Source organism: Variovorax sp. P5_A3, assembly GCF_056400665.1.
This window is the reverse complement of the sequence record NZ_JBFUKW010000039.1, coordinates 21,935-45,539: the sequence shown is the minus strand read 5'-3', so window position 1 is coordinate 45,539 and position 23,605 is coordinate 21,935. Positions and strand designations below refer to the sequence as shown.

The 23,605-nt window shown below is 66.9% G+C and carries 21 protein-coding genes; 14 read left to right on the top strand and 7 right to left on the bottom strand.

Annotated elements, in window-relative coordinates; all coding sequences use genetic code 11:
* Positions 1 to 62 precede the first annotated feature (62 nt).
* Together AC1D3B_RS33860 and AC1D3B_RS33855 are read right to left on the bottom strand one after the other, a co-directional pair.
* The gene (locus AC1D3B_RS33860; RefSeq protein ID WP_478195053.1) at positions 63 to 845 is read right to left on the bottom strand and encodes an ABC transporter ATP-binding protein; all 783 of its coding nucleotides are present in this window, start codon (positions 843 to 845) and stop codon (positions 63 to 65) included.
* An 85-nt stretch (positions 846 to 930) separates the two neighbouring features.
* Complete coding sequence (locus AC1D3B_RS33855) at positions 931 to 2,904, bottom strand: AMP-dependent synthetase/ligase (protein ID WP_478195052.1); 1,974 nt, start codon at positions 2,902 to 2,904, stop codon at positions 931 to 933.
* 84 nt (positions 2,905 to 2,988) lie between these two features.
* On the opposite strand from AC1D3B_RS33855, the gene AC1D3B_RS33850 reads away from it, so the two are divergent.
* Positions 2,989 to 3,729 carry a Crp/Fnr family transcriptional regulator gene (locus tag AC1D3B_RS33850; RefSeq protein WP_478195051.1) on the top strand — a complete coding sequence of 247 codons (741 nt, stop codon included), beginning with the start codon at positions 2,989 to 2,991 and terminating at the stop codon, positions 3,727 to 3,729.
* A 3-nt stretch (positions 3,730 to 3,732) separates the two neighbouring features.
* On the opposite strand, the gene AC1D3B_RS33845 is transcribed toward AC1D3B_RS33850, so the two are convergent.
* Positions 3,733 to 4,347, bottom strand: a complete 615-nt coding sequence (locus AC1D3B_RS33845) for an SOS response-associated peptidase (protein ID WP_478195050.1) — start codon at positions 4,345 to 4,347, stop codon at positions 3,733 to 3,735.
* Between the two features lie 101 nt (positions 4,348 to 4,448).
* Between AC1D3B_RS33845 and AC1D3B_RS33840 the strand changes: the two genes are divergently transcribed.
* Complete coding sequence (locus AC1D3B_RS33840; protein ID WP_478195049.1) at positions 4,449 to 5,207, top strand: SDR family NAD(P)-dependent oxidoreductase; 759 nt, start codon at positions 4,449 to 4,451, stop codon at positions 5,205 to 5,207.
* A gap of 121 nt (positions 5,208 to 5,328) precedes the next feature.
* Here the strand turns inward: AC1D3B_RS33840 and AC1D3B_RS33835 are convergent, their stop codons facing one another.
* Positions 5,329 to 6,294: a Bug family tripartite tricarboxylate transporter substrate binding protein gene (locus AC1D3B_RS33835; protein ID WP_478195048.1), complete on the bottom strand. Its 966-nt coding sequence runs from the start codon at positions 6,292 to 6,294 to the stop codon at positions 5,329 to 5,331.
* 136 nt (positions 6,295 to 6,430) lie between these two features.
* Positions 6,431 to 6,694: a hypothetical protein gene (locus tag AC1D3B_RS33830; protein WP_478195047.1), complete on the bottom strand. Its 264-nt coding sequence runs from the start codon at positions 6,692 to 6,694 to the stop codon at positions 6,431 to 6,433.
* A 355-nt stretch (positions 6,695 to 7,049) separates the two neighbouring features.
* On the opposite strand from AC1D3B_RS33830, the gene kdpF reads away from it, so the two are divergent.
* The 7 genes from kdpF to kdpE all read left to right on the top strand — a co-directional run bounded on the left by kdpF (position 7,050) and on the right by kdpE (position 15,484).
* Positions 7,050 to 7,148, top strand: coding sequence for a K(+)-transporting ATPase subunit F (gene kdpF / locus AC1D3B_RS33825; protein WP_478114019.1), 99 nt, complete (start codon positions 7,050 to 7,052; stop codon positions 7,146 to 7,148).
* Position 7,149: 1 nt separating this feature from the next.
* Positions 7,150 to 8,952 carry a potassium-transporting ATPase subunit KdpA gene (kdpA, locus tag AC1D3B_RS33820; protein WP_478195046.1) on the top strand — a complete coding sequence of 601 codons (1,803 nt, stop codon included), beginning with the start codon at positions 7,150 to 7,152 and terminating at the stop codon, positions 8,950 to 8,952.
* Positions 8,953 to 8,957: 5 nt separating this feature from the next.
* On the top strand, positions 8,958 to 11,051 hold the full coding sequence (gene kdpB, locus AC1D3B_RS33815) for a potassium-transporting ATPase subunit KdpB (protein ID WP_478195045.1): 2,094 nt from the start codon (positions 8,958 to 8,960) through the stop codon (positions 11,049 to 11,051).
* 10 nt (positions 11,052 to 11,061) lie between these two features.
* Positions 11,062 to 11,643: a potassium-transporting ATPase subunit KdpC gene (gene kdpC, locus AC1D3B_RS33810; protein ID WP_478195044.1), complete on the top strand. Its 582-nt coding sequence runs from the start codon at positions 11,062 to 11,064 to the stop codon at positions 11,641 to 11,643.
* A 12-nt stretch (positions 11,644 to 11,655) separates the two neighbouring features.
* Positions 11,656 to 11,862, top strand: coding sequence for a hypothetical protein (locus tag AC1D3B_RS33805; protein WP_478195043.1), 207 nt, complete (start codon positions 11,656 to 11,658; stop codon positions 11,860 to 11,862).
* A gap of 141 nt (positions 11,863 to 12,003) precedes the next feature.
* Positions 12,004 to 14,757: a DUF4118 domain-containing protein gene (locus AC1D3B_RS33800; protein ID WP_478195042.1), complete on the top strand. Its 2,754-nt coding sequence runs from the start codon at positions 12,004 to 12,006 to the stop codon at positions 14,755 to 14,757.
* Between the two features lie 34 nt (positions 14,758 to 14,791).
* A complete protein-coding gene (gene kdpE, locus AC1D3B_RS33795) occupies positions 14,792 to 15,484 on the top strand; it encodes a two-component system response regulator KdpE (protein WP_478195041.1) in 693 nt (230 codons plus the stop codon).
* Here the strand turns inward: kdpE and AC1D3B_RS33790 are convergent.
* Positions 15,466 to 16,314 carry a DMT family transporter gene (locus tag AC1D3B_RS33790; RefSeq protein WP_478195040.1) on the bottom strand — a complete coding sequence of 283 codons (849 nt, stop codon included), beginning with the start codon at positions 16,312 to 16,314 and terminating at the stop codon, positions 15,466 to 15,468. The genes kdpE and AC1D3B_RS33790 overlap by 19 nt on opposite strands.
* 87 nt (positions 16,315 to 16,401) lie before the next feature.
* Here AC1D3B_RS33790 and AC1D3B_RS33785 point away from each other — a divergent pair, with 87 nt between their 5' ends.
* Entirely contained in the window at positions 16,402 to 17,169 is a 768-nt protein-coding gene (locus AC1D3B_RS33785; protein ID WP_478195039.1) for a pseudouridine synthase, read from the top strand.
* A gap of 40 nt (positions 17,170 to 17,209) precedes the next feature.
* Here AC1D3B_RS33785 and AC1D3B_RS33780 read toward each other — a convergent pair whose 3' ends face one another.
* Positions 17,210 to 17,626: a signal peptide protein gene (locus tag AC1D3B_RS33780; RefSeq protein WP_478195038.1), complete on the bottom strand. Its 417-nt coding sequence runs from the start codon at positions 17,624 to 17,626 to the stop codon at positions 17,210 to 17,212.
* A 69-nt stretch (positions 17,627 to 17,695) separates the two neighbouring features.
* Here AC1D3B_RS33780 and AC1D3B_RS33775 point away from each other — a divergent pair, with 69 nt between their 5' ends.
* The 4 genes from AC1D3B_RS33775 (at position 17,696) to htpG (ending at position 22,872) form a co-directional block, all read left to right on the top strand.
* Positions 17,696 to 18,355 carry a response regulator gene (locus tag AC1D3B_RS33775; protein ID WP_478195037.1) on the top strand — a complete coding sequence of 220 codons (660 nt, stop codon included), beginning with the start codon at positions 17,696 to 17,698 and terminating at the stop codon, positions 18,353 to 18,355.
* Positions 18,356 to 18,357: 2 nt separating this feature from the next.
* Positions 18,358 to 19,704, top strand: a complete 1,347-nt coding sequence (locus AC1D3B_RS33770; RefSeq protein ID WP_478195036.1) for a sensor histidine kinase — start codon at positions 18,358 to 18,360, stop codon at positions 19,702 to 19,704.
* A gap of 70 nt (positions 19,705 to 19,774) precedes the next feature.
* The gene (locus AC1D3B_RS33765; RefSeq protein ID WP_478195035.1) at positions 19,775 to 20,113 is read left to right on the top strand and encodes a hypothetical protein; all 339 of its coding nucleotides are present in this window, start codon (positions 19,775 to 19,777) and stop codon (positions 20,111 to 20,113) included.
* A gap of 716 nt (positions 20,114 to 20,829) precedes the next feature.
* The gene (htpG, locus tag AC1D3B_RS33760; RefSeq protein ID WP_478195034.1) at positions 20,830 to 22,872 is read left to right on the top strand and encodes a molecular chaperone HtpG; all 2,043 of its coding nucleotides are present in this window, start codon (positions 20,830 to 20,832) and stop codon (positions 22,870 to 22,872) included.
* Positions 22,873 to 23,605: the final 733 nt, after the last annotated feature.

Here is a 23,605-nt window from a genome sequence, read left to right as displayed (position 1 = left end):
CCCCATCCCGGCCTTCCCCCAGAGGGGGAAGGAGCAATTCGGGGTGCGGAGGGGTCGCATCGTCAATGTTCCGTGCCGAGGTATGCGCGGATCACGTCCTCGTTGTTCCGTACCTCATGTGGCGTTCCATCGCCGATCTTCTTGCCGTAGTCGAGCACCACCACGCGATCCGAGATGTCCATCACCACGCCCATGTCATGCTCGATCAGCACGATGGTGGTGCCGAACTCGTCGTTCACGTCGAGGATGAAGCGGCTCATGTCTTGCTTCTCCTCGACGTTCATGCCGGCCATCGGCTCGTCGAGCAGCAGCACCTGGGGCTCCATGGCGAGCGCGCGTCCGAGGTCGACGCGCTTCTGCAGGCCGTAGGGCAGGCGACCCACCGGTGTCTTGCGGTGTAACTGGATCTCGAGGAAGTCGATGATGCGTTCGACGAACTCGCGCTGCGCGAGCTCCTCGCGTTCCGCCGGGCCCCAGCGCAGCGCCTGCGCCAGCAGGCCGCTCTTCATCTTGAGGTTGCGGCCCGTCATGATGTTGTCGAGCACGCTCATGCCCTTGAACAGCGCCAGGTTCTGGAAGGTGCGCGCCACGCCCATCTCGGCCACCTGACGAGAGTTCATGTGCTTGAACTGCTGCCCGCGGAAGGTAATGGAGCCCTGCTGCGGCTGGTAGACGCCGTTGATGCAGTTGAGCATCGAGCTCTTGCCCGCGCCATTGGGACCGATGATGGCGCGCACCTCGTGCTCGCGTACGTTGAAGCTGATGTCCGTCAGCGCCTTCACGCCACCGAAGCTCAGGCTGATGTTCTGCACATCCAGGATGACCTCGCCGATCTTCCTGTTCATTGCGGCCCCCACGCTCGGCACGTCGTGTCCTCGCTGCCCCCCGAGGGGGTGCGAGCTTGCTTGGGGCGGCCCGGCGCTGCGCTCGTCATGCGGCCGCCTTCATGGGCGCGAAGCCCTTGGCTTCGACGATCTTCAAGGTGGCGCTGACCATGCCCGTGCGGCCGTCCTCGAACTTGACCTGCGTCTCGATGTACTGCTCGGACTTGCCACCGTAGAGCGCATCGACCAGCACCGCGTACTTGCCGGCGATGAAGCCACGGCGCACCTTGCGCGTGCGGGTGAGTTCGTCGTCGTCGGGGTCGAGCTCCTTGTGCAGCACCATGAAGCGCGCGATCTGCGTGTCGGCCATGCCTTCCTCCCCGGCGAGGTCGGCGTTGACCTTGGCGATGCAGTCGGCCACCAGCGCCAGCACTTCCGCCTTGCCGGCGAGATCGACGTAGCCGCCGTAAGGCAGTCCGCGGCGTTCCGCCCAGTTGCCCACGGCCTCGTAGTCGATGTTGATGAAGGCGCAGACCTGGTCGCGCTCGTGGCCGAAGCACACGGCCTCCTTGATCTGCGGAAAGAACTTGAGCTTGTTCTCGATGTAATTGGGCGCGAACATGGCCCCGGCGGCGGCACCGACCGGCGCGGCCATGCGGCCCACGTCCTTGGCGCGGTCGATGATGCGCAGGTGGCCTTCCGCGTCGAGCACGCCGGCGTCGCCGGTGTGGAAGTAGCCATCCGCGTCGAGGACCTCGGCGGTCGCGTCGGGCCGCTTGTAGTACTCCTTGAGCACCGACACGCCGCGCACGAGCACTTCGCCATCCGGTGCGATCTTGAGTTCGATGCCGGGCGCGGCGCTGCCCACGGTCTGCAGCTTGACCTTGCCGTCCTGCTGCAGGCACACGTAGGCACAGGTCTCGGTCTGGCCGTAGAACTGCTTGAGGTTGACGCCGATGGAGCGATAGAAGCGGAAGAGGTCCGGTCCGATCGCGGCGCCCGCCGTGTATGCCACCCGGATGCGGCTCATGCCGAGCACGTTGCGCAGCGGCCCGTAGATCACCAGATTGCCGATGGCGTACATCAGCCGGTCGCCGAATCCGACCGGGGCGCCGTTGAGGATGTCGGCGCCCACGCGTCGCGCCAGCGCCATGAATTTCGCATACAGCCAGCGCTTGGGCGCTGCGGCGTCTTCCATGCGGATCGATACCGCCGTGAGCAGGCCCTCGAAGGTTCGCGGCGGGCCGAAGTAGTAGCTCGGGCCGATCTCGCGCATGTCGTTCATGACCGTGTCGGACGATTCCGGACAGTTGAGCGTGAAGCCGCCGACCAGCCATTGCGCCACCGAGAACAGGTGGTCGCCGACCCAGGCCATCGGCAGGTAGCTCATGATGTTGTCGCCCGGGCCGAGCTTGTCGGTTTCCACGCCGCCGCGGCCCGCTGCGATGAAGCTCGCATGCGTCTGGCACACGCCCTTGGGTCGGCCGGTGGTGCCGGAGGTGTAGAGGATGACCGCGACGTCCCCAGGCTGACCGGCCGCCACGCACTGGTCGAAGATCCCGGGGTGCGCGGCGTCCCAGGCGCGGCCCAGTTCGCACAGCTTCTCGTAACTCATCAAGCCCGGCTGGTCGTAGTGGCGCAGGCCGCGCGGGTCGTCGTAGACGATGTGGCGGATGGCGGACCGCTTGTCCTTCTGGATGTCGCGGCACTCGAGCAGCTTGTCGACCTGCTCCTGGTCCTCGACGATCACGAACTCGACGGAGGCGTCCTCCAGCATGAAGACCATCTCGCCGGCAACGGCATCCTGGTAGAGCGGCACGGGCACGCCGCCCAGGCTTTGCGCCGCGACCACCGCCATGTAGAGATGCGGCCGGTTCGCGCCGACGATCGCGAGGTTGTCGCCGGCCTTGAAACCCAGGCTTGCCAGCCCGCACGCAATCTCTCGAACCTCCCGCGCGACCGCGGACCAGCTCCAGGTCTGCCAGATGCCGAGATCCTTCTCGCGCACGGCCGGCGCGTCGGGCTGCTGCCTGACGTGGCTCAGCAGGAGGCGAGGGAAGGTATTGGCTGTGGTCTGCACGATGGGCGGACTGTAGAACCAGCTTTGACGCCAACTTGTCGTTCCGACGACAATCCTAGGGACACTACTCCCGGGAGTTTCCCGATGCCCATCGGCAGTGACGGCGGCACTTCATCGATCCGCGACCGCGTGCGTCCGGCCAGCACGGAGGAGCTCGACAACATCCCCTGGCTGCGCACGCTCTCGCCCGTCGAACGCCGTCGGGCCGAAACGGCCGTGGTGGTCGGCGAGGCCGAACCCGGCGATCTCGTGTGCCGCATCGGCCGACCGCCGACCTACTGGTTCGGTGTGGTCGAAGGCCTTCTCAAGATGAGCAACGACAATGCCGACGGCACCTCCATGACCTACAGTGGACTGCCGCCCGGCGGCTGGTTCGGCGAAGGCACGGCGCTCAAGCGAGAACCCTATCGCTACAACATCCAGGCGCTGCGGCGCAGCCTAGTGGCGGGATTGCCGGTCGACGATTTCCACTGGCTCCTCGACCACTCGATCGGCTTCAACCGCTTCGTGATGAACCAGCTCAACGAGCGGCTGGGCCAGTTCATCGCCGCGCGCGAAGCCGACCGGCTCAACAACCCCGATGCGCGCGTGGCGCGCAATCTGGCGGCGCTGTTCAATCCGGTGCTGTTCCCCGGCGTGGGCGAGTTGCTGCGCATCACCCAGCAGGAACTGGCCTATCTCATCGGGCTGTCGCGCCAGCGGGTCAACGAGGCGCTACGGACCTTGCAGGCCCAGGGCGCGATACGTGTCGAATACGGCGGATTGCGTGTCACCGACCTCGAAGCGCTGCGGGTGAACGGGTTGTCGGGGAAGGGTGCAGGCTAGAGCCTACGCGTCGACCGGCAGGGCCCGGCGCACCAGCTTGTCGTCGGCATAGGGCCGAAGGTACGCGGCTGTTTCCTCGACCGGGCAGTGCAGCCAATCGTCGATCCACGCGTCGCGCAGGATGACGCTGCGGCGTCGCTCGGGCTGTTCGGGAGCGCCAAAAGTCAGCAGCGCAAAGCTCTCGACGCACTCGCCGGCGGGCGATCGCCAGCCGTTCCACAGTCCGGCCAGAGCCAGTGGCTGGCCATCGACGCGCGAAACGCGGACAACCGATTCCTCGGTTTCGCCGGCCTGGAAAATGGCGTCCGCCAGGATCACACAGCGGTGTCCGCGCTTCCAGGGCTGGTAGAAATTGCGCTCAGCGGACGCGGTTTCGCTGCGGGCCTCAAAAGTGTCCTGGTCCTGCCCGTCCTTCGAGAAAAGCGGGATCAGGCCCCAACGGCCGGGCGCGACCTCGAAGCGCGCCAGCGCATCCTGGCTGGTGCGATCCGCGCGGGGGCATCGAACGAACAGACCCTGTTGTCCTGGCCGGACGATCGCCCCGTCCGGTTGGCATGCGATACCAAAACGCTGGGCGAAATGGTTCGGCTCGCTCGCTGCTTGGTAGTGGGTTGGCATGGCCGGGAATGTAAGAAGGGCGCCCGATTTTAGTCAACACATCGATACCATCGCCTGGGCGCGGAGCCATCGCCCGCACAACCTTTCTCACGAAGACGCTCATGACTTCATCTCACCTCACCGTCATCACCGGCGCCTCCCGCGGCCTGGGCCGCGCCATGGCCGAGCAGTTGCTGCAGCCTGGTCGGCGCCTGCTTTGCATTTCGCGCCAGAGCGACGGGCAGCTTGCCGCGCTCGCCCGTGACGCCGGCGCCGAACTGGAGCAATGGCAACAGGACCTCGCCGATCCGGTCGCCGCCGCCGAGCGCCTGTCGGCCTGGCTGAAGGCGATCGACCCGCAAGGCGTCGACAGCGCCACGCTCATCAACAACGCCGGCACCGTCGGACGCCCGTGTCCCCTGTCGGAAGCCGTACCAGCGGAGTTGGCGCAGACGTTGCGCGTGGGCCTGGAGGCGCCGATGTTGCTGACGTCCGCCTTCCTGGGTGCGACCAAGGGCTGGCGCGCCGTTCGCAAGGTCCTCAACATTTCGTCCGGCCTGGGCCGCAACGCGATGGGCAGCCAGGCGCCCTACTGCGCCTCCAAGGCGGGCATGGACCATTTCTCGCGCGCCGTGGCGCTCGAGGAAAAGGGCGATGGCGGCGCAAGGATCGTCTCGCTCGCACCCGGCGTGATCGACACCGACATGCAGGTCCAACTGCGCGAAAGCGAACCCGCCATGTTCCCGGACTACGCGCGCTTCCAGAAGCTCAAGGCCGAGGGCCTCCTCGACTCCCCGACCTCCGCCGCCGCAAAGATCCTCAAATACCTCGACCGCCCCGATTTCGGCACCACCCCCGTAGCGGACATCCGCGACCAATAGGCCGGCCGGCGAAGCCAGGCCCCTTCGCGGAACACCGCGGAACCGGCTCCGCCGGGCCGCCGGTGTTGCCCCCTGCAAGGGGGTGGAGAGTGACACGAAGTGCACGAGCCTGGGGGTGTGCCTATTCAACCGTTGCGCCAGAGGCCTGCACGATGCCGCGCCACTTCTGGTAGTCGGTCTTCAGCAGGGCGCCGAACTGTTCCGGCGTCATGCTCTGCGGCTCGGCGCCCTGGGCGATGATCGCGGCCTTCATCTCGGGCGTCGCGAGCAGCTTGTTCACCTCGGCGTTCACGGTCATGACGATTTCCTTGGGCGTGCCCGCCGGCACGAACAGGCCATACCAGGTGCTCACGTCGAAGTCCTTGTAGCCCAGCTCGGCCACGCTCGGCACGTCGGGCAGCGAGCTGCTGCGGCGCAGGGAGGTCACCGCCAGCGGGCGCAGCTTGCCCGACTTGATCTGGGCCATCGCCGAAGGTAGCGAGGACACCATCAGGTCGACGTTGCCGGCCAGCACATCCATCATCGCGGCGTTGGAGCCCTTGTAGGGCACATGGCGCATCTTGATGTTCGCGGCGGTCTTGAAGATCTCGCCGGCCAGGTGAATGGTCGTGCCGTTCCCCGGCGATCCGTAGGTGATCGAATCGGGCGCCGCGCGCGCGGCATTGACCACATCGGCCAGCGTCTTGAATTTCGATTCGGTGCGGGTGACGATCACCACGGGCGTGTAGGCCACGTGCGCCACGGCCGTCAGGTCCTTGGTCGGGTCGTAGCTCAGGTTCTTGTAGAGCCACGGCGCGACGACCATGTTGTCCTTCTGGCCCATCACCATGTCGTAGCCGGTGGGTGCGGAGCGCACGGCCTCGGCGATGCCGATGGTGCCGCCCGCGCCGGCGCGGTTGTCGGGCACCACCGTCCACTTGCTGGTTTCGGTGAGCTTGTTCGCGACCAGGCGCGAGAGGATGTCGGTGCCGCCGCCTGGCGGGAAGGGCACGATCAGTCGGATCGGCTTGGCGGGGTAGGGTTGGGCGTGTGCGACGGCGGCGAATGCCAGCCCCAGGGCGACAGAGGTGAGCAGCTTTCGGATCATGGGATGTCTCGTTGTGTCGGAGCGCCACCGGGTGCGGCGCTGTGCGCCGGTCAGTGTGCCGGAACGGGACAACCCAAGCGTTCGCGATTCGAGATGGCCGCCGTATCGAACGGCGACTTCCTCGAAAGCGCCGGGCTCAGTGGATCGTGGGCGGACCGAGATCCTCGAACGGATCGACGTAGGCCGTCACGATCGGGGCGACGCTCGCGCCGGGCCCGCGGTCGTCGGCGCGACGCTGCAGCGCCGCGATGCCGGCCATCATGGCCGCGCCGTAGGTAGGCATCGGGCCTGCGGCGGCGTCGATGGGTCGGCAGTCGCAGCCGTCCTGCTTCTGCAGCACCCAATAGAAGTGGCCGGCGATCGGTTCGTCGACGACCAGTGCGATTGCTTCGGCGTCCATGTCATGTTCCCTTCGTCACTGCGGATGTAGGGGTTGTACGCATCGCCCGGGCGATCGGATAGCAACGAATTCACGTCCCGGTGGGCGCCATTGCAAAAGGGCGGGCATTTGTGCAATACGCACACTTCGCGGCGGCGAAATGCGAAAAGTCTGATGGCATTTACGCTTTCTTTACGGCCTCCCTTCGACTCTCTTCCCCCTTTTTACGCACGCCTGCCGAGACTGGAGCCCTTGTCTCGCATCAGGAGTGATAGATGGACATCGTGTGGATTGCCGCCCTCGCGGCGCTGTGGGTCGTGATGGCCGAGATGGTGGTCGGGCTCTTCAAGCTGGCCGGCCCCAAGGGAGAGCGTTCGTGATCAGCCTCGAAGTCCTCTACGGATTCGGCGGCCTGCTCACCGTGATTCTGTTCGCCTACCTTGTGTTCGCGCTCATCTGCGCGGAGGAGTTCTGAAATGAACGCCTCTGCCTGGGGCCTGCTGGCCCTCTACCTCGTCGTCCTGGGCGTTCTCGCCTGGCCCCTCGGCCGCTACCTCGCGGCCATGTGCGATGGCCGCCTGCCGCGCTGGATGCAGCGCGTCGAAGCGCCGGTCTACAAGCTTGCGGGCGCCTCGCCCGAGGCTTCGATGCACTGGCGCACCTACGCCCTGGCGCTGCTCGCATTCAATGCGATCGGCGCCGTGGCCGTCTACGGCCTGCAACGCCTGCAATCGCTGCTTCCGCTCAACCCGGCAGGCATGTCGGCGGTGTCGCCGGATTCGGCCTTCAACACTGCCGTGAGCTTCGTCTCCAACACCAACTGGCAGGGCTATGCCGGTGAATCGACGATGAGCTATCTCACGCAGATGCTCGGACTCACGGTGCAGAACTTCTTCTCCGCTGCTACCGGCATCGCGGTCGCCTTCGCGTTGGCGCGGGGCTTCGCCGCGCGCAGCACGGACGGCAAGGGCTTCGTGGGCAACTTCTGGGTGGACGTCACGCGCATCACCGTGTGGCTGCTGCTGCCGATCTCCTTCGTGCTCGCGATCTTCTTCGCCGGCCAGGGCGTGATCCAGAACTTCGATGCCTACAAGACCGTAACCACGGTGGAGGCCACGGCTTACCAGAATCCCAAGCTGGACGCCGCGGGCCAGCCGCTGAAGGATGCGTCGGGCAACCCGGTGACGGAGGACGCAACGACCACCACGCAGACCCTCGCCATGGGTCCCGTCGCCTCGCAGGAGGCGATCAAGATGCTCGGCACCAACGGCGGCGGCTTCTTCAACGCCAACTCGGCGCATCCCTACGAGAACCCGACCGCGCTCGCCAACTTCGTGCAGATGCTGGCGATCTTCCTGATCCCGGCCGCGCTTTGCTTCGCTTTCGGCCGCGTGGTCGGCGACCTGCGCCAGGGCTGGGCAGTGCTGGCTGCGATGACGGTGCTCTTCGTCGCCGCGGTCGTCGTGGTCATACCCGCGGAGCAGGCCGGCAATCCGCTGATCGGCGCACTGGGCGTGGACCAGGCTTCGAGCCTGATGCAGGCGGGAGGCAACATGGAAGGCAAGGAAGTGCGCTTCGGCATCGCCGCCTCGGGCCTGTTCGCGGCGATCACGACCGCTGCATCGTGCGGTGCAGTCAACGCGATGCACGACTCCTTCACGCCGCTCGGCGGCATGGTGCCGCTGGTGTTGATGCAGCTTGGCGAGGTCGTCTTCGGCGGCGTCGGCACGGGGCTCTACAGCATGCTGATCTTCGCGATCCTCGCGGTCTTCATCGCGGGGCTCATGATCGGCCGCACGCCCGAGTACCTCGGCAAGAAGATCGAGATCCACGAGATGAAGCTGACCTCGATCGCGATCCTGGTCACGCCCATCCTGGTGCTGGCTGGCACGGCCGTCGCGGTGATCGCGGACGCGGGCAAGGCGGGCATCGCCAACCCGGGTGCGCACGGCTTCTCCGAGATCCTCTACGCGCTGACCTCCGCCGGCAACAACAACGGCAGCGCCTTCGCGGGGCTGTCGGCCAATACGCCTTTCTACAACGCGCTGCTTGCGGTGGTGATGTGGTTCGGCCGGTTCGGCGTGATCGTGCCGGTCCTCGCCATCGCCGGCGCACTGGCCGCCAAGAAGCGCCTGCCGGTGACCGCCGGAACGATGCCCACGCACGGCCCGCTCTTCGTGACGCTGCTGATCGGCACCGTGCTGCTGGTTGGCTTGCTCAACTATGTGCCTGCGCTGGCCTTGGGCCCCGTTGTCGAGCACCTGATGCTCTGGAAGTGATCGATATGCAAACCAAGACTTCCCTGTCGCTGTTCGATGCAGCGCTTCTGCGCCCCGCGCTGTGGGCCTCGGTGACCAAGCTGAGCCCGAGCGTGCAATGGCGCAACCCGGTGATGTTCATCGTCTACATCGGCAGCATCCTCACGACGCTGTTGTGGGTGCACGCGATGAGCTTCCCGGGCGACACCGGCATGCCGGCGCCCTTCGTTCTCGCCGTCTCGATCTGGCTGTGGTTCACGGTGCTCTTCGCCAACTTCGCCGAAGCCCTCGCCGAAGGCCGCAGCAAGGCGCAGGCGGCGTCGCTGCGCGGACTGCGCAAGGACACCTGGGCCAAGAAGATGGAGCAGCCCTTCCACGGCGGCAAGTGGTTGCCGCTGCAGGCGCCCGACCTGCGCCGTGGCGACGTCGTGTTGGTCGAGGCCCATGACGTGATCCCGCTCGACGGCGAGGTGATCGAAGGCGTGGCCTCGGTCGACGAGAGCGCGATCACCGGCGAATCGGCGCCTGTGGTGCGCGAATCCGGCGGCGATTTCTCTGCCGTCACCGGCGGAACGCGGGTGCTGTCGGACTGGCTGGTCGTGCGCATCACGGTCAACCCGGGCGAGTCCTTCCTCGACCGCATGATCGGCATGGTCGAAGCGGCCAAGCGCCAGAAGACGCCGAACGAGATCGCGCTGACGATCCTGCTGGTGGCGCTCACGCTCGTGTTCCTGGTCGTCACCGCGACGCTGCTGCCCTACTCGGTGTTCAGCGTCGGCGCGGCGAACGCCGGCACGGTGGTGTCGCTCACGGCGCTGGTCGCGCTGCTCGTGTGCCTGATTCCGACCACCATCGGCGGGCTGCTGTCCGCAGTGGGCGTGGCAGGCATGAGCCGCATGATGCAGGCCAACGTGATTGCCACATCGGGCCGCGCCGTCGAGGCGGCGGGTGACGTCGACGTGCTGCTGCTCGACAAGACTGGCACCATCACGCACGGCAACCGGCAGGCGAGTGCATTCCTTACAGCTCCCGGCGTTCCGCAGGACCGGCTGGCGCGTGCCGCACTGCTCGCGTCGTTGGCCGACGAAACGCCCGAAGGCCGCAGCATCGTCGAACTGGCTCGCCGTGGCGGCACCGACGACAAGGGGGCCGAAGGCGCGCACTTCGTGGCCTTCACCGCGCAGACCCGCATGAGCGGCGTCGACCTGCCGCCCGCGCCGAACAGCCTCGACGCTGATGCAATCACGCTGCGCAAGGGCGCGGTGGACGCGGTGCGCCGTCACGTCGAGGCGCTCGGCGGCACCATGCCCGCCGAGGTGCTGCGCGCCGCGGACACCGTTGCGCGCCGCGGCAGCACGCCGCTGGCGGTGGCCGAGGACCGGCGCGTGCTCGGCATCGTCGAGCTGAAGGACATCGTCAAGAACGACATCAAGGAGCGCTTCGCCGAGCTGCGCCGCATGGGCATCAAGACTGTGATGATCACCGGCGACAACAAGCTCACCGCCGCCGCCATCGCGGCCGAGGCCGGCGTGGACGATTTCCTCGCCGAGGCCACGCCGGAGGACAAGCTGGCGCTGATCCGCCGCTACCAGGCCGACGGCCGCCTCGTCGCGATGACCGGCGACGGCACCAACGACGCACCGGCGCTGGCACAGGCCGACGTGGCCGTCGCGATGGGCAGCGGCACGCAGGCCGCGAAGGAGGCCGGCAACATGGTCGACCTCGATTCGAACCCGACCAAGCTGCTCGAAGTGGTCGAAACCGGCAAGGCGCTGCTGATGACGCGCGGCTCGCTCACCACCTTCTCGATCGCCAATGACGTAGCGAAGTACTTCGCGATCATTCCGGCGATCTTCGTGTCGACCTATCCGCAGCTGGGCGCGCTCAACGTGATGCGACTGGCGAGTCCGTCGTCGGCCATCCTGTCGGCGGTGATCTTCAACGCGCTGGTGATCGTTTTCCTGATCCCGCTCGCGCTGAAGGGCGTGCGCTACCGGCCCGTCGGTGCGGCTTCGCTGCTGCGGCGCAATCTCGCGATTTACGGCCTGGGCGGCCTCATCGTGCCCTTCGTCGGCATCAAGTTGATCGACTGGCTGCTCGTGGCGGTCGGCCTGGTCTGAGGACTTCATCATGAACAACATTCTTCGTCCCGCCCTGGTGCTCTTCGTGCTGCTCAGCGCGATCACGGGCATCGTCTATCCGCTGGCCGTCACGGGGGCCGCGAAATCGGTCTTCCCGGCGCAGGCCGCCGGCAGCCTGGTCGTGCGCGACGGGGTGACGGTCGGCTCCGCGCTCATCGGCCAGAACTTCACGGACCCGAAGCACTTCTGGGGACGGCCCTCGGCGACGGCGCCCATGCCCTACAACGGCGGCGCCTCGGGCGGCGCCAACCAGGGGCCGCTGAATCCGGCGCTGGTGGATGCGGTCAAGGGCCGCATCGAGGCCTTGCGCGCAGCCGACCCGGGCAACACCGTGGCGGTGCCTGTCGACCTCGTCACGGCTTCGGCCAGCGGGCTCGATCCGGACATCAGCCCGGCCGCGGCCCACTACCAGGCGGCACGCATCGCGCGGCTGCGCAGCCTGCCGATCGGCCAGGTCGAGCAACTCATCGACGCCCATACCCAGGCGCCGCTCTGGGGGCTGCTCGGCGAGGCACGCGTCAACGTGCTGGCACTCAACCTGGCGCTCGACGCACAACAACCTTCTCCTTGAACCGGAGCCTCCATGACCTACGCCGCCTACCGTGAACACCCCGGCGTGACGCGCACGCGCAGCTCGACGCTGTGGCAAGTGCTCGACGTCACCGTCACCTGTGCCGACGCCCAGCGCGTGCGCCTGGCGATCGCGCGTTGCCCCGATGCAGATCGGGCGCCTCGTCAGTTGGCGCGATCATCTGGCGCGTTGCGGGCCGCGCCATGGCCGATGACGTGATTCACGCCCTGTGCGCGCTCGTGGCCCTTTTTATCCCGATGGGCTTCGTGTGGTTGGTGGTCTCCCGCACGGCGCGGCGGCATCACCGTGCGGGCCGGCGCAAGGATCGGTCGATGAGATAACCTGCGTCGCCTTGCTCCGATGAACGACGACGCCCGCCCCGACCCCGACGTCCTGCTCGCCCAGTTGCGCGCGGAGGAGCAGCGCTCGCAACGCGGCAAACTGCGCATCTATTTCGGCGCCAGCGCGGGTGTCGGCAAGACCTGGGCGATGCTGAGCGCCGCGCAGCGCGAACGGGCCGCCGGGCGCGACGTGCTGATCGGCGTGGTGGAGACGCACGGCCGCAGCGAGACAGCGGCGCTGCTCACGGGCCTGGACACGCTGCCCTTGCGCGAGGTGGCCTACCGCGGCCACACGCTCGCCGAACTCGATCTCGACGCCGCGCTCGCGCGCAAGCCGGCCGTGCTGCTCGTCGACGAGCTGGCGCATTCCAACGCACCCGGGTCTCGCCACGCCAAGCGCTGGCAGGACGTGCAGGAGTTGCTTGCGGCAGGGATCGAGGTCTGGTCCGCGCTCAATGTGCAGCATCTGGAGAGCCTCAACGGCACGGTCGGCGCGATCACCGGCGTGCGCGTGCACGAGACCGTGCCCGACACAGTGCTCGACGAGGCCGACGAAGTGGTGCTGGTCGACGTCACGCCCGACGAACTCACGTCGAGGCTTGCTGCGGGCAAGGTCTACCTGCCGCAGCAGGCCGAGCGCGCGGCGCAGAATTTCTTTCGCAAGGGCAACCTCATTGCGTTGCGCGAGATCGCGCTGCGCCGCACCGCCGAGCATGTGGAAGACGACGTTCGTGGCTGGCGCGTGGAGCAGTCGGGTCCGCAGGGCGATGCCGGGCCGCCTGCGTGGAACACCTCCGGCGCCATCCTGGCTTGCGTGGGTCCGCACGAAGGCGCGGGACAGACGGTGCGTACGGCAGCCCGGCTGGCCGCGCAGCTCAATGTGCGCTGGCATGCGGCCTACGTCGAGACGCCCCGGTTGCAACGCCTCGATGCGGCACAGCGGGACCGCATCCTCGCCGTGCTCAAGCTGGCCGAGGAACTCGGCGCCGAGACGGCGGTGCTGACCGGCGTCGATGTCGCCGAGGAACTCGCCGCCCAGGCCCAGCGACTCAACTGCGCCACGCTGGTCGTGGGGCGCGCCGAGCCGGCGGGCGCTTGGGCGCGCTGGTGGCCTGCCCCCGCGGTGACAGCCGAACTGGCGCGCCATGCGCCGGGCGTGGACATCGTCGAGGTCGCACGGGCCGACAGCTCGCGCCGCCTTGCGCAGGGTCGACCGGGCGGGCGGCGTGGCGATCCGGAGGTGGAAGACGTCGACCGTCCGATCGCCCGTTGGCCCGGCTACGCATGGGCGGCCGCCACCAGCGTTGCGATCACGCTGCTCGCCATGCCGCTGGTCGGGGTGCTGGAGCTTGCCAATATCGTCATGCTGTTCATGCTCGGTGTCGTCGGCGTGGCGATGCGCTTCGGGCGCGGCCCGGCCGCCTTCGCCGCGATGCTCAACGTGGCGGCCTTCGACTTCTTCTTCGTCTCGCCGCGCTTTTCCTTCGCAGTCAGTGACGTGCAGTACCTGGTGACCTTCGGCGTGATGCTCGGCGTCGGGCTGCTGGTCGGCCAGTTGACGGCGGGGCTGCGTTTCGCCGCGGGTGTGTCGTCGAGCCGCGAGAGAAGGGCGCAGTCGCTGTTCGAACTCACGCGGGAGCTGTCCGCCGCGCTCGAGAGCACGCAGGTCGTGGCGCTCGGCGCGGCGGCGGTGCAGGGGCATTTCGGCGGGCCTGCCGTGGTACTGGTGACGGATGCCAACGACCGCCTCGTCATGCCCGTGGACCCGCCACAGGGTTTCGACCCCAGCGTGGCCGACTGGACTTTTCGACAGGGGCAGCCGGCGGGCCTGGCAACCGCCACCCTGGCGGCGCAGCCCTGGCATTACATCCCGCTGAAGGCCCCGATGCGCGTGCGCGGCGTGCTCGCGCTGAAGCCCGCGCAGCCGCGCTGGCTGCTGATCCCCGAACAGGCCCGCCAGCTCGACACGCTGGCCCGCCAGATCGCGATTGCGCTGGAGCGCGTGCACTACGTCGACGTGGCGCAGCAGGCCGTGGTCGAGATGGAATCGGAACGTCTACGCAACGCCCTGCTCGGCGCCATCTCGCATGATGTGCGCACACCGCTGACCGCGCTGATCGCCTTGGCCGAATCGCTGCAGACGCTGCCCGCATGCACCGGCGAGCAGCGCGACGCGGCGCGCGCGATCGTCGCGCAGGCGCACCAGCTCCACGCGCTGGTGAACAACCTGCTGGACATGGCGCGACTCGAAAGCGGCATTGCCGGCGGCGCCGTGAATCTCCGGCGCGAATGGCAGTCCGTCGAGGAAGTGGTGGGCTCTGCCATCCGCGCCGCGCGTCCGGCGCTGGGCGACATGGCTGTGCAGACCGTGTTGCCGCCCGAGCTGCCGCTGGTCGAGTTCGATGCGGTTCTGATCGAGCGCGTGCTCGTCAATCTGCTGGAGAACGCTGGCAAGTACGGTGCCGCGCCCATCGTGGTCGGCGCGCGTGCGACCGACCGTGCGCTGGTGCTGAGCGTGCGCGACCATGGTCCAGGCCTCCCGTCGGCGCTTCGGGGCCGCGAGCAGACACTGTTCGACAAGTTCACGCGCGGCCAGGCCGAATCGGCGACACCCGGGGTGGGCCTGGGCCTGGCGATCTGCAAGGCGGTGGTCAGCGCGCACGGCGGCGAAATCACGGCGGCGAATGCGTCGGGCGGAGGGGCAGAATTCACCGTCATGCTGCCGCGTCGCGAGCCGCCCGAGCCTGCGGAGTCGACTGCCATTTCCGGCTGATTTTCCGCATCGATTTCCGATCGAGAATCCGACCATGCCCAGCCCCACAGCCATCGTGATCGAGGACGAGCCGCAAATACGCCGCTTCGTGCGCGGCGCGCTCGAGGCGGAGGGCTGGCAGGTGCACGAGGCCGGCACGCTGCGCGACGGACTGGCCGCGGCAGGCACGCGTCAACCCGACCTGCTGGTGCTCGACCTGGGGTTGCCGGACGGCGATGGTGTCTCGCTGATCCGCGACGTGCGGGGGTGGTCGGGCGTGCCGATCATCGTGCTCTCGGCGCGCACCGACGAGGCCGACAAGATCGCCGCGCTCGATGCCGGCGCCGACGACTACCTGACCAAGCCCTTCGGCACCGGCGAGCTGCTGGCCCGCGTGCGCGCCAACCTGCGCCGTCCGCGGACGGCGAACAGTGGCGAAGAGCCCGAGCCCGTGTTCCGCTTCGGCGAGGTCGAAGTGGACCGCACCGCACGGCTGGTGCGACGCGCGGGCGCCGAGGTGCATCTCACGCCGACCGAGTACCGGCTGCTGTCGGTGCTGATCGCCAATGCCGGGCGCGTGATCACCCAGCGCCAGTTGCTGCGGGAAGTGTGGGGTCCGTCGCACGGCGAGCAAAGCCACTACCTGCGCATCTACATGGGCCATCTGCGGCAGAAGCTCGAAGCCGATCCGGCGCAGCCTCGGCATCTGCTGACCGAGACAGCGGTGGGCTATCGGCTGGTGGCGTGAGCACGGGCGAGCAGCACGACAGCCACGCCGCCCAGCACCGCGACCGATGCAATGACCAGCCGCAGGCTGACGGATTCGCCGAGGAAGAGCACGCCGCCGAAGGCCGCGATCACCGGCACGCTGAGTTGAACGGTGGCGGCGCTCGTCATCCTGAGGCCGCGCAGCGCGGCGTACCAGATCACGTAGCCGATCCCGGAGCTCAACACGCCCGAGGCGAGCCCGTAGCCGATGCCTGCGAGGTCCCATTTCATCGAGGGCAGCATCGCGGCACTGACGGCCAATGCCAGCGGCGCGGCGCGCACGAAGTTGCCGGCCGTCACGCGCGTGGGGTCGCCTGCGCCCTTGGCTCGCAGCGAGTAGACGGCCCAGGCCACGCCCGCTGCAGCCATCAGCAGGGCGCCCTGCAAGGGCGGCGCCGACAGGCCGGGCAAGAGCAGGAAGATCAGCCCGCCGACCGCGAGCACGAAGCCGGTGATCTGCAAAGGTGTCAGGCGTTCTCCCCGATACAGGCCCCAGCCGATCATGCTGATCTGGACCGCCGCGAAAAGCAGCAGCGCGCCCGTGCCGGCCGACAGGCTGAGGTACGCGAAGGAAAAGGCTTCAGCGTAGACGAACAAGGCGAGAGCCGAGAGCCATCCGCCCTCCAGGCTCTTCGTGCCCGGTCCGCTGCGCTGCGCGGCGATGAGCCAGAGCACCAGGGCACCGGACAACAGGCGCACGGAGGTGAAGGTCGCCGCATCGATGCCCGTGTGCAGCAGCGCCAACCGGCACAGCAACGAGTTGCCGGCAAAGGCCAGCATGGCGAGCGCGGTGAGGATGACAAGTTTCATCGGTGAGCCTGGAGGCGGCGGCACGATTGGAACACCGCCGGTCGAATGGCGGAGAATCATTCGCCACCCGAACCCCTCCGCGACTCCATGCCCGACACGTCCGCCCCCTCCCGCCTGAACAAACGCATGGCCGAAATGGGCCTGTGCTCGCGCCGCGAAGCCGACGACTGGATCGCCCAGGGCTGGGTCAAGGTCAACGGACAAGTCGCCGAGATGGGCGTGAAGGTGACCCCCTCCGATCGCATCGAGGTCGACAGGAAGGCGCAGAACCAGCAGCAGCAACAGGTCACGATCCTGCTCCACAAGCCGATGGGCTATGTGAGCGGGCAGGCAGAGGATGGCCACGAGCCGGCGGTGGTACTGATCAATCCGCGCACCCACTGGCGCGAGGATCCGAGCCGCAATCGCTTCTCGCCGCCGCAGTTGCGCGGCCTCGCGCCGGCCGGCCGGCTCGACATCGATTCGGTGGGGCTGTTGGTGTTGACGCAGGATGGGCGCGTTGCGCGCCAGCTGATCGGCGAGGACTCGGGCATGGAGAAGGAATACCTCGTGCGCGTCTCCTATGGCCCGGTTGCGCAGAACTCGCAGGCCGCGTTTCCGCGCGAACAGTTGGCGAAACTGCGCCATGGGTTGAGCCTGGACGGCCAGCCGCTGAAGCCGGCCAAGGTCGACTGGCAGAACCCGGAGCAGTTGCGCTTTGTGCTGACCGAAGGGAAGAAGCGGCAGATTCGCCGCATGTGCGAGCTGGTCGGGCTCAAGGTCGTGGGATTGAAGCGCATCCGCATCGGCAACGTGGTCCTGGGCAACCTGCCTGTGGGGCAGTGGCGCTACCTGGGGGCGCACGAGCGCTTCTAGCGTCGGGCCGGCGTCACCGATCGACCGACCGGCGTTCGGACTACGCCGCGCAAGCCTTGTTGTGCGAAGCGTGCATTCCTTTGGCCTTGGCATCGGCCTCTGTCATGTACTCGCCCTTCTTGGTCTTTCCGTAATAGCGGTCGCCCATGCAGTGATAGACCTTGGTGTCGTGATTGGCCCATACCTTGCCGGCGCCGCCGCCGGGGGCGGCCGCCATCTTCGACGGATCAGGCACGGCAGGAGCCTTGGCTGTCGCCGAAGCCGGCGCGGCTGCAACTGCACCCGCCGGGAGTGGTTGTGCCTGGGCGGCCCATGCGCCCATCATGCCGACCATGATCAACGATGCCCTGAGGGGAAGATTCATCCGGGATGCTCCTGAAACATGTGTGACATGACTCGACCATGTTGCGGGGGCAATCCCAGCGCTGGCTGACCATGGCCCGGGGCTGCCGGCCACACGCTCATGCGTGACTAAGAAATCAGGCGTAGCCTCGCCGGGTATGGTCTGCGGACCCAAGGAGAGCCTGTGCGCGCACTGCTGGTGGAAGATGACGAAATGATCGGCCGGAGCCTTCAGCATGCGCTGGACAACGCGGGCTGGTCGGTCGATTGGGTCCGCGACGGCGCACTGGCCCACAGCGCACTGGCAGACGGCGGCTACACCTGCGTGCTGCTCGACCTGGGCCTGCCCAAGACCGACGGCACCGAGGTCCTCCGACGCGCCCGCAAGCGCGGCGATGCCACGCCGGTGCTGGTCCTCACCGCGCGCGATGGGCTCGACGACCGCGTCCAGACCCTCGATCTTGGCGCGGACGACTATCTGATGAAGCCCTTCGAGCTGCGAGAACTCCTGGCACGCATGCGCGCCGTGGTGAGGCGCAGGGACGGCGCCGCGCATTCGGTCATCGGCACCGCCGCGCTCCAGCTCGACCTCACCACCCGCGACGTGATCGTCAACGGCGTGCGCGAAGTCCTCACCGCGCGCGAGTTCGCCCTGCTGCACGCCCTGCTGGAGCGACCCGGCGCCATCCTGTCGCGCGAGCAGCTCGAGGAACGCATCTACGGCTGGGGCGAGGAAGTCACCAGCAACGCCATCGACGTGCTGATCCACGGCATGCGGCGCAAGCTGGGCGCGGAGGCGATTCGCAACGTGCGCGGGCTCGGCTGGCGGGTCGTGCCGGCGTGATCATGCCGGGATTGCGGCCCCGGTCGCTGCGCGGGCGACTGCTGCTGTGGCTTGTCGCTCTTCACCTGGTCGCGATCGCGACGACGGCCTGGCTGTCCTACGTGGCCTATGGGCGCCTGGTCAACAACTTCATGGACGACCAGATGAGGCTGGTGGCCGAGTCCCATGCGACGCACCACCGCCTGCCGTCGCTGCAGCCGGCGACCGACGACGAAGTGCTCCTGCGTGGCACCTTCGTCGTCCAGATCTTCGACAACGACGGAAGCACGCTCCTCGCGAGTTCATGGCCCGAGCTCTCGCTGCCGCTGCAGTCGCAGCCGGGCTTCAGCGACCTGCGTCTCGGCACGCGGGACAGCGACGCATGGCGCGTCTACACCGCCGAGGGATCGGTGGCGGACATGCCGCGGGTGCAGGTCGTGCAGAACGACAGCTTCCGGCGCAACCGCATCGTGCGCCGTGCCTTGCTGGAGAGTCTTCCGATCCTGGTGCTGCTGCCGGTGACGCTCCTGATCCTGCTGCTGATCGTGTCGGCCGCGTCGCGTTCGCTGCGCGCCGTGGCGAATGAAGTGGCGACGCAGGAGGTCGGCAGCCCGGCCGAGTTGTCGGTCACGCGCGTGCCGGAGGAAATTGCGCCGCTCGTCACCGCCTTCAACAGCCTGCTCGCCCGCCTGCGCAATGCCTTGTCGACGCAGCGCCGCTTCATGCAGGATGCGGCGCACGAGTTGCGCACGCCGATGACCGCGATCGGCCTGCAGATCGAAAACCTTCGCGCTCATGTTCCGCCGGGCGATGCAACGGATCGCTTCGCGCAGCTCGAAGGCGGCGTGAAGCGCGCCCAGCATCTCATCGAGCAGTTGCTGCGCCTGTCGCGGCAGGACGCGCCCGCGGCCAGCGCGCGCGGGCCCGTGGATGTCTCCGCGCTCCTGCGCGACAGCGTCGGGCAGCTCCTCGTGCTGGCCGACCAGCGCGGCGTGGACGTGGGCTTCGAGGGCCGCATTGCGCCGCTGTTGTCGGCGCCGCCGGCCGAACTGCGCAGCGTGTTCGACAACCTGATCGACAACGCGGTGCGCTATGCGCCGGAAGGCGGCGTGGTCGACGTGCGGATGCATGAGGTCGACGGGCATCCGGTGGTCGATGTGACGGACAACGGGCCCGGAATTCCGACGGAACAGATCGAGCGGGTCTTCGACCGGTTCTTCAGGGTGGCGGGCGCCCCGCCGGGCGGCAGCGGACTCGGCCTTGCAATCGCGCAGACGGCCGCCGTGCGACATGGCCTGCGCATCGTGCTGTCGAACCGGACGGATGGCCACGGCCTGCGCGCTCGCGTGTATCTGCCGCGCTCATCCTGAGCTAAGTCTTCGCTCATTCCGGCCTCATTCAGGGCGCCTAGAGTGGCCAACACCAATCCAGGAGACCCTTATGCATGCTTCTCTCAAAGTCCTCGCCGCCGGAACCTTCGCAACGCTCGCCGCATTCGCTTCGATGAGCGCCGTCGCACAATCCGACGGCTCGGACTATCACCCGATGCAGACGAACAACACGACGTCGAGCGCAGAGGTGAGCGCTGGTGCGATGGCGGCGGCACGTCCGACCGGCACCGAAGCCGTCGGCCAGTCGACAGCGGCACCGGTGGGCAATTCGCAACTCACGCGGGAAGAGGTCTACAAGGGCGCGGTCGAAGCCTCGCACCCCATGCAGACCGAAGCGCTCGGCCAGTCGACCGGCATGGCCGGCATCACTTCGGGCACGCCGCACTGAGCGTTTGCGACCCTGCCGACTGCGCGTTGCCGCGCAGTCAGGCGTCAGCCGGGGGTCTCACGGGTCCTGGTCCTCAGAGGCCGTGGACCACGAAGACGCCGGCGGGCGGGGCGGGGATGGTCAGTTGCGCTTCGCCGACGCGGGTGAAGCGATATTCGATGCCGTTGAGAAGGACCGACGGCACGTTGGTCCATACACGGTACTGGTAGCCCGTCCTTGACGGGCGTGACCTGCAGCACGCGGAACACCGGCGGGATCACCATCTTGAACGAGAGATGGGTGGAAGCGCTCGTCGATCCTACGGTCGATTCGGCGATGCAAACCGGCGGCGCGAGCAACAGCGCGAGCAGGATGCCCCTGGCCGTGCCCGCGCCGCTGCCGCGCCTTCGACCCATCCATATTCCCGACATAACGCGCCACCCTTCCAGTTCTGGGGTGTCGGCATCCCGACGATGCCGACATCGGGATATCGGCAAGTGGGGCGGGTCAGCGATCACGCTGGGTCGGAAAGTCGGCTGTGGCGGTGTCGCGCACGAGGACATAGTTCTCAGAAAAATCTCAAGGAGTACTTTTTGTAAAAAATTGCGGGTAAAACCCTGCAGCCGTCCTCGTCGTCCGTAGCGTGATGTTCTTCACGATGGCTCCGTCAGTGCGTGTCTTGTAAAGTTGTCTGCTCGCCGATTGCGGCGTTTTCCTCTTCGATTGCTCTCAGCCCCATGACCATTTCAAAGACCAAACTCCCCTTCCAGGCCGAAGTCGCACAACTGCTCTACCTCGTCACGCACTCGCTCTACTCCAACAAGGAGATCTTCCTGAGAGAGCTGATCTCGAATGCGTCGGATGCGTGCGACAAGCTGCGTTTCGAGGCCATAGACCAGCCTGCGCTCTATGAAGACCAGCCCAGTCTCGACGTGCGCGTCTCCTTCGACAAGGACGCGAAGACGCTCACCATCACCGACAACGGCATCGGCCTGAGCCAGCAGGAAGCCATCGACAATCTCGGCACCATCGCCAAGAGCGGGACCAAGGAGTTCATGAGCAAACTCTCGGGCGACCAGAAGGCCGACGCGCAGCTCATCGGCCAGTTCGGCGTGGGCTTTTACTCCGGCTTCATCGTGGCCGACAAGATCACCGTCGAATCGCGCCGCGCGGGCTTGCCGGCCGAAGAGGGCGTGCGCTGGATCAGCGGCGGCGCCGGCGATTTCGAGGTCGACAGCATCACGCGTGCGCCGCGTGGCACCAGCGTCATCCTGCATCTGCGCGACGACGCCGATGAGTACCTCAACGCCTGGAAGCTCAAGTCCATCATCGGCAAGTACTCCGATCACATCTCCCTGCCCATCCTCATGGAGAAGGAGGAGTGGAAGGAAGGCGAGGACAACAAGGGCGGCGCTATGGTCAAGACCGGCGAATGGGAGCCGGTCAACCAGGCGAACGCACTCTGGAGCCGTGCCAAGAAGGACATCACCGAAGAGCAGTACGTCGGGTTCTACAAGAACATCAGCCACGACTACGAGGCGCCGCTCGCCTGGAGCCACAACCGCGTCGAAGGCAATACCGAGTACACGCAGCTCCTCTACATCCCGTCCAAGGCGCCGATGGACCTGTGGAACCGCGACAAGGGCGCGGGCGTCAAGCTCTACGTCAAGCGCGTCTTCATCATGGACGACGCCGAGGCGCTTCTGCCGAGCTACCTGCGCTTCGTGAAGGGCGTCATCGATTCCGCAGACCTGCCGCTCAACGTGAGCCGCGAACTGCTGCAGGAAAGCCGTGACGTGAAGGCGATCCGCGAAGGCAGCACCAAGCGCGTGCTGAGCATGCTGGAAGACCTGGCAAAGAAACAGAAGACCGGCAGCGAGAGCAGCGAGGGCAAGATCGACGTCGGTTCCGGAGAATCCGTACCCACGCCCGAGCCGACCGAAGGCGTGACCGACGTCGTGGACAAGAAGGCTGCCGACACCACGCCCGCGGCCGAGGCTGCAGCGGGCTACACCGACGAATCCGGCAAGTACGCCAAGTTCTATGCCGAGTTCGGCGCCGTGCTCAAGGAAGGCTTGGGCGAGGACTTCGGCAATCGCGAACGCATCGCGAAGCTGCTGCGCTTTGCATCGAGCACGAGCGACACCGTCAGCGTGAGCTTCGCCGACTACAAGTCGCGCATGAAGGAAGGCCAGGACGCGATCTACTACATCACCGCCGACACCCTGGCCGCAGCGAAGAACAGTCCTCAACTCGAGATCTTCAAGAAGAAGGGCATCGAAGTTCTGCTGATGACCGACCGCGTTGACGAATGGGCGCTCAACTACCTGACCGAGTTCGACGGCACGCCGCTGCAGAGCGTGGCCAAGGGCGCGGTCGATCTCGGCAAGCTGCAGGACGAAGGAGAGAAGAAGGCAGCCGAGGAGGCGGCGGAGTCGTTCAAGCCGCTGCTGGAGCGGCTCAAGGAAGCTCTCAAGGACAAGGCCGAGGACGTGCGCGTCACCACTCGTCTGGTTGATTCTCCCGCCTGCCTCGTGGTGCAGGACGGCGGCATGAGCACGCAGCTCGCGCGGATGCTGAAGCAGGCCGGCCAGCCTGCACCGGATGTCAAACCGGTGCTGGAGGTGAATGCCGAGCATCCTCTGGTCAAGAAGCTGGAAGGTTCAGATCACTTTGATGATCTGGCCAACATCCTCTTCGACCAGGCCCTCCTGGCCGAAGGCGGCCTGCCGGCCGATCCGGCCGCCTATGTGCGGCGCGTCAACGCGCTGCTCGTGTGAGTTGAGCCTCGCCCGAACTGCCGCAGCCGCCTGAGCTGCCGGTTTTTGATTTGCACGGACCGGGCGCGCTGCGCGAAGCGACACGGGTCGCCATGCGCAGCGTCGACAGCTTGCTCTGAGGGTGGCACACCAAAAGCTTCGTCTTCAGGATTCGCTGCCGCCCCCGCGCGTGCGCAACCTGATCGCCCTTGCGACCACGCCCAAGGCGATTCACGTCGTTCGCTCTCCAAATAGGCCGTGTGGCCTTCGACTCGAAAACGCGCCATTTCGTCACGACGAGCCTCGCGCGACTCGGGGTTTTCGATCGGCAATTCCTTACGCTCGGACTGTCCCTGCGCGTTGCGGCCTGCTTCGAGCCCTCGCCAGTCACGCGCACTTCACGCGCGAAATCCGTGATGCACTGAAGTTTTCGACGGAGCCGGCAGTCGTCCGTTTCCGCCGTCGAGCCCAATTCAATGGCGCGGCGAACGGTACGTCCTTGGAATAAACATCAATTTCGTGAGGTTATCGCACTCCGATGCTTGAGGCAGGTCGGTGCGAATGCTTGCCTTTTGGAGTTGCCGCGGAATTTTCTCAAGGCGTCTTCTTTTTCTCGAGCTTCGGAGTTTCGGAGTTTTGAGATTTTTCCCGTGTTTATTTCGGGTCGCATTTGATATTACCGTTGCAGGTTATTGGTGCGCCGTGATTCGGCAGCGTTCGCACTTTGTGTCGATTTTGGCTTCAGCCGCCGAAA